The 14,505-nt window shown below is 70.0% G+C and carries 9 protein-coding genes; 3 read left to right on the forward strand and 6 right to left on the reverse strand.

Going from position 1 to position 14,505, the window contains the following annotated elements; all coding sequences use genetic code 11:
• Positions 1 to 34 precede the first annotated feature (34 nt).
• Positions 35 to 1,102: an alpha-E domain-containing protein gene (locus OEB96_RS32290; protein WP_266220675.1), complete on the reverse strand. Its 1,068-nt coding sequence runs from the start codon at positions 1,100 to 1,102 to the stop codon at positions 35 to 37.
• The gene (locus tag OEB96_RS32295; RefSeq protein ID WP_323137457.1) at positions 1,102 to 2,574 is read right to left on the reverse strand and encodes a circularly permuted type 2 ATP-grasp protein; all 1,473 of its coding nucleotides are present in this window, start codon (positions 2,572 to 2,574) and stop codon (positions 1,102 to 1,104) included. Before OEB96_RS32295 ends, OEB96_RS32290 begins: the two co-directional genes overlap by 1 nt.
• A gap of 69 nt (positions 2,575 to 2,643) precedes the next feature.
• On the opposite strand from OEB96_RS32295, the gene OEB96_RS32300 reads away from it, so the two are divergent.
• On the forward strand, positions 2,644 to 5,958 hold the full coding sequence (locus OEB96_RS32300; RefSeq protein ID WP_266220676.1) for a transglutaminase family protein: 3,315 nt from the start codon (positions 2,644 to 2,646) through the stop codon (positions 5,956 to 5,958).
• A 71-nt stretch (positions 5,959 to 6,029) separates the two neighbouring features.
• A complete protein-coding gene (locus tag OEB96_RS32305; RefSeq protein ID WP_266220677.1) occupies positions 6,030 to 6,992 on the forward strand; it encodes a hypothetical protein in 963 nt (320 codons plus the stop codon).
• 10 nt (positions 6,993 to 7,002) lie between these two features.
• On the opposite strand, the gene OEB96_RS32310 is transcribed toward OEB96_RS32305, so the two are convergent.
• The 3 genes from OEB96_RS32310 to cas6 all read right to left on the reverse strand — a co-directional run bounded on the left by OEB96_RS32310 (position 7,003) and on the right by cas6 (position 12,067).
• Entirely contained in the window at positions 7,003 to 8,748 is a 1,746-nt protein-coding gene (locus OEB96_RS32310; RefSeq protein WP_266220678.1) for a hypothetical protein, read from the reverse strand.
• Positions 8,749 to 8,815: 67 nt separating this feature from the next.
• A complete protein-coding gene (locus OEB96_RS32315; protein ID WP_266220679.1) occupies positions 8,816 to 11,131 on the reverse strand; it encodes a PhoX family protein in 2,316 nt (771 codons plus the stop codon).
• A gap of 321 nt (positions 11,132 to 11,452) precedes the next feature.
• Positions 11,453 to 12,067: a type I-MYXAN CRISPR-associated protein Cas6/Cmx6 gene (gene cas6 / locus OEB96_RS32320; RefSeq protein ID WP_266220680.1), complete on the reverse strand. Its 615-nt coding sequence runs from the start codon at positions 12,065 to 12,067 to the stop codon at positions 11,453 to 11,455.
• A 271-nt stretch (positions 12,068 to 12,338) separates the two neighbouring features.
• Here cas6 and OEB96_RS32325 point away from each other — a divergent pair, with 271 nt between their 5' ends.
• Positions 12,339 to 13,088: a PP2C family protein-serine/threonine phosphatase gene (locus OEB96_RS32325; RefSeq protein ID WP_266220681.1), complete on the forward strand. Its 750-nt coding sequence runs from the start codon at positions 12,339 to 12,341 to the stop codon at positions 13,086 to 13,088.
• A gap of 33 nt (positions 13,089 to 13,121) precedes the next feature.
• Here the strand turns inward: OEB96_RS32325 and OEB96_RS32330 are convergent, their stop codons facing one another.
• Complete coding sequence (locus OEB96_RS32330) at positions 13,122 to 14,453, reverse strand: sigma 54-interacting transcriptional regulator (protein ID WP_266220682.1); 1,332 nt, start codon at positions 14,451 to 14,453, stop codon at positions 13,122 to 13,124.
• Between the last annotated feature and the right edge of the window lie 52 nt (positions 14,454 to 14,505).

The raw sequence follows: 14,505 nt of genomic DNA on the forward strand, positions 1-14,505 counted from the left end.
ATGTGTCGGTCCAAGCCGCTGGGCGGCGCCGAGCCTACCCCTGCGTCTGATGGTGGGCGTCGCCGGGCGCGGGGGGCGGTGCGTAGCCCAGCAGCTCGACGCCGATCTGGCTGGCGATGGTGTGGACCTCGTCGACGACGTGGGTGAGGACGTCGTGGATCGAGCTTCCGGCCAGCTGCTGGGGTGAGCGGGCATCGAGCCATGCGCCGAGCGTGGCAAGGCGCTGCTGTGAGCTTCCTCCAGCGGGCTCTGGGCCCTCCGTACGTCGATCGTTGGCGCGGATCGCTTCGAGGCGACCCTGCGCAGACTGGAGCGCGAAGCCAATCGATCGGGGAAAGCGAGGGTCCTGGATCAAGAACGCGGCGACCGCCGTACCCGAGACCCGGCCTCGATGCCGGCGCATGAACGGCTCGTAGCCGGCGCACGCTCGTAGCAACGCCAGCCACAGCGCCGTGTCGACGATTACGTGGGCCCGTGAGAGCTCGAGCGCGTGGTGCTGCACGTCGAGGACGCGCGCGGTCTGGCTGGCGCGCTCGATCATGGTGCCCAGGATGATGAAGTCGAAGGGGCCGTCGCGCAGCATCGTGGTGCGCAGCAGGCCGGCCGTGAGCGCGCTGGACTCGGCGATGTGCGCGTAGAAGGCATGACGATCGTCGAGCCAGACCTGGCGTGCGCAGTCGCTGCGGCCGTGGGGCACGGGCCCGGTGGCGCCGCCGCCGGCCAGGGGACGCTCGATCCACCAGTGGAGCTCGTTGATCTGTGACCAGACCTCGAGGCTCAGGTGGTCGCGGATCGAGCGGGCGTTGGCCCGCACCGCCGCGATGGAGGCGCGCAGACTGCTGGGATTGCGATCGTCCCAGACCATGTACTCCTGCACCCGCTCGCCGTCGTGCACCACGTTGGGGTCGGCGCGGACGAAGTGCTCCTCGAAGCGCTCCTGCTCGCCGCCGGCGATGACGATGGGCAGCCAGCTCTGGCGCTCCTCGAGGTCGGCACCCATCAGTGCCTCGCGCGTGGAGCCGAGCGAGCGCGCGGTGGCCTCGGCGCGCTCGAGGTAGCGGCCGAACCAAAAGCAGTGATCGGCGACGCGCGAGATCAACATCAGCTGCGCTCCTCGAGCACCCAGGTGTCCTTGGAGCCGCCTCCTTGGCTGGAGTTGACCACGTAGGAGCCCTCGACCAGGGCGGTGCGGGTGAGCCCGCCACGTAGCACCCAGGGGCCGTCCGGCGAGGTGATGACGTAGGGACGGAGGTCGACGCGGCGCGGCTCCAAGCGGTGCTTCTCCGGGATCCAGGTGGGGGTGGTCGACAGCTCGACGAGGGGCTGGGCGATGTAGCGTCGCGGCTCGGCCAGGATGCGGGCACGGAATTGGTCGCGCTCGTCTGCGGTGGACTGCGGGCCCATCAGCATGCCGTAGCCGCCGGCACCATCGACCAGCTTGACCACCAGCTCGTGGAGGTGCTCGAGCACGTAGGCGCGATCGTCCTGCCGTGCGCACATGTACGTGGGCACCTGCGCGAGCAGTGGCTCCTCGCCGAGGAAGTGGCGGATGATCTCGGGCACCAGCGGGTAGATGCCCTTGTCGTCGGCGATGCCGTTGCCCGGAGCATTGGCGAGGACGACGTTGCCGGCCGCGTAGGCGCGAATGATCCCGGGCACTCCCAGCAGACTGTCGGGGCGAAACACCTCGGGGTCGAGGAAGGTCTCGTCGGTGCGGCGATAGATCGAGTGCACTCTCTGCGGCCCTGCGGTGGTGCGCGCATAGACCCTGTCATCATCGACCAACAGATCGCTGGCCTCGACCAGCTCGATGCCCATGGTGCGGGCGAGGAACGTGTGCTCGAAGTAGGCCGAGTTGTACGAGCCGGGGGTCAGCACCACGGAGCAGCAATCCTCCTCGGCGCACGGAGCCACCGCGGTCAGGGCGGCGGCGAGGCGGGCGGGGTAGGTGTCGACCCTTCGGACGCGTGCGCGGCGAAACATCTCCGGGAACACGCGCTTGCTGACCACGCGGTTCTGCAGCACGTACGACACGCCCGAGGGGCAGCGCAGGTTGTCCTCGAGCACGGCGAAGCCGCCGTCGGCCCCGCGGATGAGGTCGATGCCGCCCACGTGTACTCGCACCCCGCCCGCGGGCTTGATGCCGTGTAGCTTGGCCATGTAGGCCGAGGACTCGAGCACCATGCCCGGGTCGATGCGGGGGTTGGTGAGGAAGGTCTGCGCGCCATAGACGTCGTCGAGGAACAGCTCGAGCGCTCGCAAGCGCTGCACGAGGCCGCGCTCGAGCCTGGCCCACGCGTCGTGGCGGAGCATGCGAGGCACGGGACAGAACGGAAACACCTTCTCGCTGCCGGCCGAGTCGGAGTAGACCGAGAACGTCACGCCTTGATTGATGAGCGACAGCGCGGCCAGATCGGCACGATGTGCGAGCTGGTCGGGATCCATGCGGACCAACGGCTCGAGCATCGTCCCCAGGTCGCCGCGCACGCGGTCATCGGGTCCCACGATTTCATCGTAGGCCCCCGGGATTCGCTGGTAGCTCGCAAACAGATCGGCCGAGGATGCCGCCTCCACTGGCTGATGATAGCGCATCACCACCGTTGCGATCACTCCGAGGTCGTGACAAGGTGCGAGCCAGCTACCGTGCGCCTGCTGATTCAGCATCGAAGCCGCTATCGCTACCCCAGGCCCGCTGGGCTCGACACACACACGTTACGGCTACATCCCGCTGCACATGCCAAGGCGCGGATCGAAACCTACCGCCTCTCGTGCGAGCAGGCCGAGCGGATCCGTTGGATCCTCGATCCCTTCGGCAATCGCGTGGCTCAGGTGACGTTTCCGGCGAAGACGAGGCTGTCCGAGCTGGAGGTGCTCGTGGAGATGGCGGTCGAGATCCGTCCCGTCAACCCCTTCGACTTCTTCGTCGATCCCCGGGTGGAGGCGCTGGGATTCTCGTATCCCGTCGAGTACCGCGGCGAGCTGGCGCCGTTCTTGGATCTACGGGAGCCGGCGCTGGCCACGGGGCCGCGCTTCGAGGCGTTGCTGGCCACGCTGCCCACCACTGGGCGCACGGTCGATGCACTGGTGGAAGCCAACCAGCGCGTCACCGCCGGGATCGAGTACGTCATTCGCGACGAGCCCGGGGTGTGGACGCCCGAGCAGACCCTCGAGCACGGGCGTGGGAGCTGTCGCGACTCGGCGATGCTGCTGGTGGCGCTGCTGCGTCGGCGTGGCATCGCCGCGCGCTTCGCCAGCGGCTACCTGGTGCAGGTGGCCGACGAGGGCATGCTACCCGACCTGCCGCGGGGACTCGACCACGACGTGGTCGATCTGCATGCGTGGGCCGAGGCCTTCGTGCCGGGCGCGGGATGGATCGGCCTCGATGCGACGTCGGGGTTGCTCGCGTCGGAGGGCCACATTCCGCTCGCGACCGGTGCGACACCAACCCTGGCGGCTCCTTTGCACGGCATGGCCGACGTGCAGGCCGATCGCGTGACGTTCGAGATCACGGTCGCCCGCCTCGGTCACGAGCCGCGCCCCACGGCGCCCTACACCGACGAGGTCTGGGCCGCGCTGATGGACGCCGGGCGGCGCACCGACGTCGCGCTCGACGAGCGCGGCCTGGTGTTGACCATGGGGGGCGAGCCCACCTTCACCTCGCGCGACGATGGGGCCGAGCCAGAGTGGAACGGGGCCGCGCTCGGGCCCAGCAAGTGGCGTGCGGGGCTACGCATGGCGCACGAGCTGCGCAGGCGGCTCTGCCCCGGCGGGGTGGTGATGACGCGCATGGGCAAGCTCTATCCGGGCGAGCCGCTGCCGCGATGGGCCTTGGATGCGATCGGCCGATGCGATGGCTTGGCGCTGTGGCGGTCGTCCGCGGTCGAGCACGAGCCCGCGTCCGAGCGACCTACGGCCGAGCGCTTGGCCCGAGAGCTCGTCGACGCGCTGGATCTATCGGATGGACCGCAGCCGGCCTACGAGGACCCGTGGCACTACGTGGCGCAGGAAGCTCGGGTCCCGCTCGATCGCGATCCACTGACCCTCACGCTGGAGGATGGCGCACAGCGGGCTCGACTGGCACGCGTGCTCGATCAGGGCCTGCGAGCGCCGAGCGCCTGGGTGATTCCGCTGGCGCGCGAGCTGGACACCGGCCGTTGGTGCACACAGGCGTGGAGCTTTCGCCGTGAGCACCTGTTCTTGATCCCGGGCGACAGCCCGGCGGGCCTGCGCTTGCCGCTCGACTCGCTCGAGGGGGCGCCCATGACCTGGGAGCCCGTGGAAGAGGCGTTCGAGCCGGCCGATCCACGTCGTATGGACCGTGTGGCCGACGACGAGGACGAAGGGGTGCACCAGCGCTCGACGGCGCAGGGGCGTCCCACCGCCTCACGGCCTGCCGCGGCGGTCCATACGGCGCTGTGCGTGGAGCAGCGGCTCGATGTCGATGGCCGGCCCGCGCTGTTCGTGTTCCTGCCGCCGCTGCGCACCCAGGCCGACTTCGTCGAGCTGATCGAGGTCGTCGACCGCGTCTGTGGCGAGCTCGGACTCTCGGTGATGCTCGAGGGCTACCCGCCGCCGTCGGGCTCGCTGCTGTCGCGCGTCACGGTGACGCCCGATCCGGGGGTGCTCGAGGTCAACATCCCGCCGTCCCGAACCTTCGAGGACTACGCGACGCTGCTGCAGACGATCTACGACGCGGGTCTGCACGCGGGCCTGCACACCGAGAAGTACCTGCTCGACGGGCGGCTCTCCGGCTCCGGAGGAGGGCACCACCTCACGCTGGGCGGTCCCACGCCGCTTCGGAGCCCGTTCCTGCGCCGGCCCGAGCTGCTCGCCAGCCTCATCACCTTCTTCCAGCACCATCCGTCGCTCAGCTACATGTTCACCGGGTTGTTCGTGGGCCCCACGTCGCAGGCGCCGCGCGTGGACGAGGCGCGCCACGATCAGCTCTACGAGCTGGAGATCGCGCTCGAGCACGCGCACGAGCAGGTGGGCAGGGATCCGCCGCCATGGCTACCCGATCTCTTGTTTCGCAACCTGCTGGTCGACGTGACCGGCAATGCGCACCGCGCCGAGATCTCGATCGACAAGCTGTTCGACCCTCGCTCGCCCGCGGGTCGTCAGGGGCTGGTGGAGCTGCGAGCGTTCGAGATGCCTCCGCACCCGCGGATGGCGGTGGCGCAGATGCTGCTGGCGCGGACGGTGGTCGCCGCACTGGCGAAGGCGCCGCTCCGCGCCGAGCTGGTGCGCTGGGGGCAGTCGCTGCACGATCGATTCTTGCTGCCCTACCATCTCTGGCGCGATTTCGAGGACGTGCTCGCGTTCCTCGATGGCCGTGGATTGCCGCTGGAGCCGGACGGCTACCGCCCGTTCGTCGATCTGCGGTGCCCGCTCGTGGGGCACCTCGACACGCGCGACGTGCGGATCGAGCTCCGCAACGCGATCGAGCCGTGGCACGTCCTGGGCGAGGAGCAGATCGCCGGGGGCACCGCACGCTACGTGGACTCTTCGATGGAACGCATCGAGATCCGAGCCGACGGGCTCGTGCCCGAGCGCCACGCGGTGATCGTCAATGGTCGCGCCCTCCCGCTGCGCGCGACCGATCGCGCGGGGTTGTTCGTCGGTGGGGTGCGGTTTCGGGCCTGGGCGCCGCCCCACAGCCTGCACGCGCACCTCGGCATCCATCACCCGCTGCACATCGACGTGCTCGATCGCTGGGCGAAGCGGTCGCTGGGCGCGTGTACGTACCATGTGTGGCATCCCGAGGGGCGGGCGTTCGACCGGCCACCGCTGACCCGCTTCGAGGCCGCAGCGCGTCGCAGCCAGCGCTTCACCCGGGGCGATCAGATGGCGCACCCCATTGCGTGGGATCGGCTCGAGCGACATCGCGAGGGGCCGTATACCGTCGATCTGCGCCGAACCGACCTCGACGTGCCCATGCCCGAGCCGGCGGAGGAGTGAGCGTGGCTCTCGAGACGTGTGCTCGCGGTGGGTGCTTGCCAAGCGGGCTCGTGTGAGACACCGTCGAGGCGGTGCTCCTCGACCTCGTCTACCTGTTCGTGGGCCTTGGCCTGGGGATGACCTTCGCCTGGAGCCTGGGTCGGCAGCGGCTCAAGGCGCTGCAGGCGGCCGAGCACCGCCTCTCGCTCGCGCACGCACGAGCCAATGCCGAAGCCCGTGGGATCGAGCGGCGGCTGAAGGTCCGGACCGAGCAGCTCGAGCGCGTCACTGCGCAGCGCGACGACTACGCCAAGATCGCCAGCACCCACGAGGTGCGGCCATTTCGATGGAAGGCACCGCAGTGGGTGCGCAAGGTGTGGAAGGATCGTCGCTACGCCGGGCACCCCTCGAGCAATCTCGAGGGACTGCGTCGCGACTTCGCCGACTTTCGCGACGAGCACGTGCTGGTCAGGCTCGACATCGAGCTCTTCGGGGGCTGGAAGAAGCTGTTCGGCGGCGAGCACGAGGCCGCTGCCGGTGACATCACGCGGCCGCTCTCCGCGGGCGATGGCCTGGTGTTCGAGGGACCGGCCGATCGGGTGCTCGAGCAGATCGTCACGTTCTTGCAGGACGACGACACCGGGTTCGTGGTGCCTCGCGAGGGCGAGGGCGAGGGCGAGGGAACCGAGGAAGCGACGACGGACAGGACCTGGCGCGATCCCGACTCGCCCATGACGTGGCGCCTGAACGTCGATGTCCTCGAAGGACGGGCCTCACCACCCGAGATCCAGTACGTCGAGGTGCTACGGGTGCAGCACGAGCTGGTGGAGCGGGTGGTGGAGCAGCCGGTGGTGCATCCCATGACGCCCGAGACGGCGGCCGTGCTGGGTGAGCGCGAGCCGGCCAAGGTGGTGGCGGTGGTCGACGTACGCAAGCTCGACCGCGAGCAGCGGTTGCACGTGGAGTCGGCGGCGATCGTGACGGCGCTCGAAGGTACGGCCACGGCCGAGGCGGAGCAACCGCAGGAGCGGGTGGCGGAGCTCGAAGGCGGATAGCCTCGCAGGGTCAAGAGGACGGGCCCGGACTCCACGCCTCCGTTGACGACCAGTCCAGTCGCACCGTGCCGTCCCGGTACACTCGCTCTGCCTCGCGTAGACCGGTCTGGTCGACGTCGATGCGGCGGTGCACGTTGGTCGGAGGCGAGACGATCGCGTCTCGTCCGCGCTCGAAGGCCTGCTCGCGGACCAACACCAGGTAGGCCTTGTCGAGCGCGAGCGCGCGCTCTGGACTGGGAATGATCAGATCGCCGAGGTCGCGATCCCCTCCGGGCGCGGCGCGAAGTAGCGCCGCGTCGTCGAGCACGCCGTCGGGCATGAAGCGGGTCAGGATCTCGTCGTTCGCCCGGAGCTCGTCACCGCCGCCCGCCCTTCGCAGGTAGGTGAGCACCTCGGGCTCGTCGTGTCCGAGCTGGGGAACGTCGGGGAGGCGGTCGATGCTCTGGTAACCCCACCCCGCGGCACCAGGCACCTTGCGGGGGAACGAGAACGTGCCGTCGGCGGTGACTCCGAGCCCGGAGTGACATCCCATGCACGCGAGGTGCTCCTCCTGCGTCTGCAGCCGCAGGCGGCCCCGTGCGTCCTCGATGTAGCCCTGCACGCGCCAGCCGAACGGGGTCAGCAAGCCGGTCTCGGCGTCGCCGTGGTAGCGGGGCAGCACGCCTTCCTCTCGCTCGTTGGCCTCTTGCTCGTAGAGCGAGAAGATCCGCCGTCGAGGTTCCTCGCGCTCCTTGTGGAGGTAGCGCAGCTCCTTCATGCGGGTGGCGATCATCCCCGGGGCGTCGGGGTCGAGGTAGCGCACCGAGTGCAGGAACTCGGTGCCCTCCGGGTAGAGCCCACGGTGCAGCGAGTGCTCGGCCGCGTCACCGAGGTAGTGGTCGGGTAGGCCGTGGAGCCACGTGACCGAGGACTCGAGCATGCCGTCGGCGTCGAGGTCCACCCCCAGCACTTGCTCGTCCAGTGGCTCGATGGGCCATCGCACGTCGGTGTCGTCCACCCGCGGATCGCTGGCCAGACTTGCTTCGAGCAGGGCGAGGTTCGCCTTGTAGACCGCGATCGAGGGCTGGCCCTCCCGCTGCCGAAACGCAGCGGGGAGGCGAATGAACACGTCATCGGTGCTGCCATTGGTGGGCCAGAAGGTGCCCACGAACGGCTTGTAGCGAAACGCCCGCCAGTGGCTCCCGTCGCGCGCAAAGCCCTCGTCGTCGAAGCCGCCGTGCACGTCGAGATCGAGCGGATAGGCCCACGGGGTCACGTGCCCCTGGAGGAGCTCGCGCAGGCGCGAGTAGTTGTCGTGTCGTACCCACTCGAGCATGGTCTCGTCATCGATGGCCGTGATGGCCTCGCGCCGATCGACGAACGCGTTGGTCCAGCGGTTCTCTCGCCCATGGTCGGAGAACGCATAGGCCTCCTGCAGATCGGTGTCCGAGCGCAGGTTGGGATAGGTGCTCTCGGTATGGCACGCCCAGCACGGGTTGTGCTGGCCGTCGGTCCGTGTGTAGCAGGGCAGGGGGATCGGCGCCTCGCGGTTGTCGACCCGGCCGTGGCGGCGTCGCGCGTGCTCGAGCGGGAAGTACCCGTCGGCGCCAGGCCCTGGGCCCTTCTGCGCGAGGCGGGTGGGGCTCGCGGGCTTGGGCTCCGTCACCGCGGCGACCGGGCCGGGTGCGGGCTCGGTGCTGGACACCGGCGCTTCGGCGGGCCGACAGCTCGATACGAGCAGCAGCAGGGGCATCGACGTGGACGGGATGCGCAGCATGGGTACGACGAGCGAAGTGGGCCTGGGCCCGCGACGGAGGGTGGTCGCGGGCCCAGGCACGGGATGGCTAGCGGGGCACGAGGGTGAGCGCGACCTGGCCCGAGCGAGGGCCGAGCGTCCCGAACACCGCGAAGTCCGAGTCGGGGGCGCCGGCGAAGTCTTCGCGGGGGTGCTGGACGCCGATGAACAGGGTCAGCTCGTCGGCGGCGAACATCGGGCCGGTGGCCTCGGCGTCCGATGGCACGCTGGCCACGCGCCAGGCGCGGCTCTGGGATGGATCATCGGCCTGCTCGAGGTAGTAGATCGCGTCCTGGGTGTCGGCCGAGTAGTTGCCGTCGGTTCCAAACCACATCCCACCCTCGCTGTCGATGACCAGGTTGTCGGGGTTGGCGGCGTCGAAGGTGCCGTTGCCGGCGGTGCCACGCCACGCGGTGTAGAACGTGAACTCCTGCGAGCTACCCGGGTCGTCGGGGTTGGCCTCGGTGAGCACGAAGATCGAGCCGGTCGTGTCGCTGCGTGCAAAGTCGTCGTGCTCGTTGGTCGGTGTACCGGGATCGTCGAGGTTGAGCGTGCCATCGTCGCGCAGGGCGTTGGGGCGGTTGTGGTTGGTGAACGCGATCCACAGCGTGCCGGTGGCTGCGTTCCACTCGAGATCCTCGGGGCGGTTGAGCTCGCGGATGCCCACCTTGTTGGAGGCGGTGTAGAGCCCCACCCGCACGGTCTGGTCGTCGGGGAAGCCGCCCAGGCCGTTCCAGGTCGGGCTCTGCAGTGCCTCGCCCACCGTGGTCATGCCGCCTGCGCCTCCGCCCGCGTTGGGGGCCACCTGGGCGTTGTTGTCGGGGGACATGCGGATCCACTGGCCACCGCCGGGGGCCGCGGCCGAGGCCAAGGTGCCGCCCACGGTCACGCCGCCGAGCTCACCGCCGTTGCCATCGGAGTTGTCGAGGTCGGCGAAGTGGGCCGCGTACACGGAGCCGTCGGCGAGCAGGTTGCGGATCTCGGCCTTGCTCATGCCGGCGGTGTAGTTGGCAGCCGACACCCACTTGTAGATTCGCCCGCCGCGCGTGTCGTCGGCGGCGTAGAACACGATCGGCTGATCGGGCACGAGGTTGGCGTCAGGGCCCACGTGAAAGGTGGCGTTCTCCCAGCGGGCGCGCCCCATCGAGCCGAGCTTTTGGTGGCCGTCGCCCGTGCCCGCGTCATACGGCGCGCTGGGTGGCGCCTCGGGGTCGATCTCGACGAGGTAGCCATAGTAGTCCGGCCGGGTGTTGGTCGCGGTGCCGCGATTGAAGTCCGAGCTCGGGCTCGGACTCACGTCCCACACGATGTCCGCGCCCGGATCGCACGGGCCGCCGCCGATGAGCGCATTGGAGCTGCTCCAGCACGACTCGACGTTGCCATAGGCGAACTGGGTGTTCTCCTCGGCGCTGATGATCGTGCCCCACGGTGTGATCCCGCCCGAGCAGTTGCTCGAGGTTCCGGGGACCACGTTCGGGGGAAGATCGCGTCCAGCATCGTCCTGGGCCACGCCCACGTCGATCGGCCCCGTGATCCGAATCAGGGTGTTGCTGGTCGCATCGAAGCGCACGTTGGCGGCGTCCGGGTCGATCGCCCAGCCGCCCGCACCTCGCTCGGCGCGGTAGAGCGCCCCCCCGAGCATGCGCTTGTGCCACAGGATGTAGGCGTCCACGGCCGCGGCATCCCACTGCGCCGAGTCGGTGACGTCGAACTGGAACTCGGCCACGCCCTGGTCGTGCAGCCACGTGGCCATCTGCAGGCCGACTCCGGTGGGGGCCGCGCCGACCGACGCGCGGTCGTTGCTGATGTATTCGAAGTTCGTCCACATCCATCCGGCGTCGCCCGAGCCCGAGAAGTACGGGGAGCCCACGTCGTCCTGCCAGCCGTCGCCGAGGTACGCGATGAAGTCGTTGTTGGAGCCCCAGGTGGGTGCGGTACGAGCGGTGTCGGTGGTGATGGAGTCGAGGAACGCCGCCATCAACACCGACTCGAGCTGTGGGATCACGCTCAGCGAGCTCGATCCAGGGCTGTACTCGAGCGGGAAGTCGGGAACGTCGGTGCCGTCGTGCTCGAGCGCCACGAGCTCCTTGACCGTGGAGGGGATCGTGGCCACCGGCTCGGGCTCGCCGGTGGTGCCCGACGAGCCGTCGCTTCCGGTGGCATCGGTGGTCGAGCCGGCGGTGGTGCCCTCGGTGGTGTCGGCCACCGTGGTCGGGTTGGTGGTGGGGCCGGCGCTGGGATCGGCACCAGTGCTCTCGCCCGTCGAACCCTCGGCCACCGGCGGGGTGGTGTCGTCGCCGCAGGCGAGCAGGGGAGCGAGGGCGAGCGAGGCCAGGGAGTGGATGATCCTGACGGGGAAGCGCATGTGTCGACTCCAGGCGGGGGCATGGGCCAGCCCTCCGCCGCGCGGAGTCTAGGTGCGTGATGCAACGAGATCTTCACGAGCGCGCAACGGGATCGCCGCGGTTGCGCGTCGAGTTGGACGCAGATCGAAAGAACGCCCCCACGCGGTGCCCGTGGCCACGCACCCGTACTGTCACGGGTCGACGTCGCGACGGTCGCGATGGCTGGAGTCACCCTCTCCGTGACCGCGACCCAGTCGGGGGTCGCCACGTCGTCGGGCGTTGGCGGCATCGAGCGCCGCGCGGGGGCGAGGTAGAGAATCGGCAACTACGACAAGGTCAAGCTAGGGGTCGGGAGCATCGGATAGGGGAAGGAACACGCCGGCGCCCATGTGCCGGCGGCCACCGAGGCCGTGGGCCTGGATGCACAGTGACGCGCGCGGGCGCAGGCCGGACAGCTCGACCTCGTGACCGACGACCGTCCGCACGCGGGCTCGCAAAAACCGCTGCTCGCCCACGCGAACGTCCATGGTGGCGGGATCTTGCCCGAGCGGCAGCGCCGCGAGCTCGCGCCGAAGGGCGGCGAGGAAGGCAGGCCCCGTGGCGCCCTGGATGGTCACCGCGGCCGAGCGCAGGCGGGGCGAGGAACTCAGGGGTCGCACGCGGGCCATGCCCAGGTGGACGCGCTCGGCACCGACGGCGAGGTCGCGGCCGGTCAGGGTCAACGCCTCGCCCAGCTCGCGCGCGGGCAGGCGAAGCTGCACCATCGATCGTGGACCCAGGAGGATGCGACGCCCGCCTTCGACCGTGCCGTCGACGGGGAGCAGCGCCCAGCCCGGCTCGTGGCTCAGGCGCGGGATCGCGTCGCACAGGGCCGAGAACAGCAGGTAGCCGTGATCGGCGGGGAGCTTGCCTCCCCGCACCGGGAACCCGACGTCGACCAGTTCGTGCGCCTCCATGGTACGCGAACAAGATACGGGGGGTGCGTCTCACCAGCATGAGACATGAAGGCGCCCGAAATCGATCATGACCCGGGGCGCTCGAGACGAGCGGGATCGAGCCCGGGCGGGCACGGCCTGCGCCGCGACCGGTCGGGCGGTGGAGGCGGCGGTGGGGTGCCGGCTCCCCACCGAGTCGAGCGATGGAGGGGTGGGTGGGGAGTCCAGTCCCCACTCGATCATGGGATGTCGCGGGGTTGAGGGCGGCACGGCGCTCGCTTGTCGAGGGAGCATGCAGATCCGTTGCAGTGCCATCACCCATGTTGGTCGTCGTCGCAACAACGAGGACTCCCACTCCGTTCGCCCCGATCTCGGGCTGGCCGTGGTCGCCGACGGCATGGGGGGGTACGAAGGGGGCGAGGTCGCGAGCCGCCTGGTGGTGGAGAGCCTGGTCGAGCTGTTCGATCGCACGTGTCGCGATGCCGACTCGACCTTGCCCCTCGCCCCGAGGCCGACGCGCGAGCCGCTGGCCGACCTGGTTGGCGTGGGCCTCGAGCACGCGCATCGAGTCGTGCAGTCACGCCGCGAGGGCGTGCTGGCGCGGATGGGCTCGACCGCGGCCGTGGTGGCGTGGAGCGGCGCTCGCCTGGTGGTCGGTCATGTGGGTGACAGTCGCGTGTATCGACTGCGTGATGGCGTGCTGCAAGGACTGACGGTCGACCACTCGGTGGCCGAGGAAGCTCGTCGCGCCGGCATGGAAGGCGAAGCGGTCGACATGGCGGGCTTTCGTCACATGCTCACGCGTGCGGTGGGCATGCCCGGCGAGCTGGGGGCCGACGTGGCGATGGGTTGGCTGCGTCCAGGCGACGTGCTCATGCTGTGCTCCGATGGTGTGTGGGAGCCACTGACGGAGCCGACGATCGCAGGCGAGCTGATGCGGACGTGTCCGGAGGAGGCCGCGCAGGCGCTGGTGGCCGCTGCCTACGAGGCCGGCAGTACCGACAACTTGACCGCGGTGGTGGTGCAGGTGCGCGGGGACTGAGCGTTCATGGGCCGCGGCAGCGGCACCCTCGGCTCAAGGATCGCCGGGGATCAGACCATGTCGGCGCAGCAGCGTGCGAAGGTGCTTGCGATCGAGACCGGCCTGGCGGGCGGCCGCCGAGAGGTTGCCGTCGTGCTGGGCCCACAGCTCGCCGAGGTAGCGCCGCTCGAATTCCTCGATCACCGCCGCCTTGGCCGCTGCGAACGGGACGTCGGTGTGAATTGCCAGCGAGGACGGCTCGGGCTCGCGCGCAGGTAGCCACAGCCGCAGGCCCTCGAAGCCCGTGACACCCGGCGACAGGGCCACTGCGCGATCGATCGCGTTGCGCAGCTCCCTGACGTTGCCGGGCCAGTCGTGGGCGCACAGCCGCTGCAGTCCCGGGCCTTCCACCCCCCCTGGCTCGAGCCCGCGGCGACGCAGCAGCTCGGCCACGATCGGGCCCACGTCCTCTCGACGCTCGCGTAGCGGAGGTAGCCGCAGGTGCAGCACGGCGATGCGATAGAATAGATCGGCCCGAAAGCGTCCCTCGGCCACACGGGCCGGCAGCGGGGTCTGGGTTGCCACCACCAGACGAACGTCGAGCGGGAGCTCGCGGTCCGAGCCGACCGGTCGGATCACCCGCTCCTCGAGCGCGCGTAGCAAGCGAGCCTGCACGGTCGCCGAGATCCCGTCGAGCTCGTCGAGGAACAGCGTGCCCCCGCTCGCACGCGCGAACGCTCCCTTGCGATCCGAGGTTGCGCCGGTGAACGCCCCGCGCACGTGGCCAAACAGCTCCGAGTCCACCAGCGTCTCGGGCAGCGCCCCGCAGTCGACGGCCACGAATGGTCCGCGCCGCCGCGCGCTGGCCTCGTGGAGCGCTCGCGCGGCCAACTCCTTGCCCGTGCCGGTCTCGCCCTCGAGCAGCACCGTCACGTCGGAGCGTGCGGCCAGCTCGAGCACCGCGAACGCCTGACGCAGCGCGAGGCTCTCACCGACCAGCTCGCCGAACCTTCGCGAGCGGCTGGGTGGTAGATCGAGCGCGGCCGCCTGTGGCTGCAGGCGCAGCACCGTGCGCCCGATCTTGAGCACGGCCCCCGCGGGGAGCCGGGCAGCATCGATGCGCGAGCCCTGGTAGTGCGTGCCATTGGTGCTGCCCTCGTCGTGGACGTGGAAGCCATCTCCGTCCGGGCGCACGCGCAGGTGGTGGCCGGAGACGCGCTCGTCGGTCAGCACCAGGTCGCAGTCACTCGCGGTGCCCACCCGCGTGTCGCGGCCCTCGACCAGGGCCACGGCGCGGCCGAGGTCGCGGCCCTCCACCACCTCGAGCTGGGACCGTCGCGGCCCGCCTTCCAGCGGCTCGCCGTAGAGGGTGGCGACGGTGGACACCCCAGCAGCCTAGCGCAGGCCGTCGCTGCGTGGGGCGTGCTACCGTTCGATG

Origin of the sequence: Paraliomyxa miuraensis, from assembly GCF_026337845.1 — a bacterium.
Lineage (GTDB): Bacteria > Myxococcota_A > Polyangia > Nannocystales > Nannocystaceae > Paraliomyxa > Paraliomyxa miuraensis.

Bases quoted from the DNA above. Each gene is read 5' to 3' on its own strand.
- OEB96_RS32315 (WP_266220679.1), bottom strand. From the start codon at position 11,131: ATGCGCTTCCCCGTCAGGATCATCCACTCCCTGGCCTCGCTCGCCCTC.
- OEB96_RS32310 (WP_266220678.1), bottom strand. From the start codon at position 8,748: ATGCTGCGCATCCCGTCCACGTCGATGCCCCTGCTGCTGCTCGTATCG.
- OEB96_RS32325 (WP_266220681.1), top strand. From the start codon at position 12,339: ATGCAGATCCGTTGCAGTGCCATCACCCATGTTGGTCGTCGTCGCAAC.
- cas6 (WP_266220680.1), bottom strand. From the start codon at position 12,067: ATGGAGGCGCACGAACTGGTCGACGTCGGGTTCCCGGTGCGGGGAGGC.
- OEB96_RS32290 (WP_266220675.1), bottom strand. From the start codon at position 1,102: ATGTTGATCTCGCGCGTCGCCGATCACTGCTTTTGGTTCGGCCGCTAC.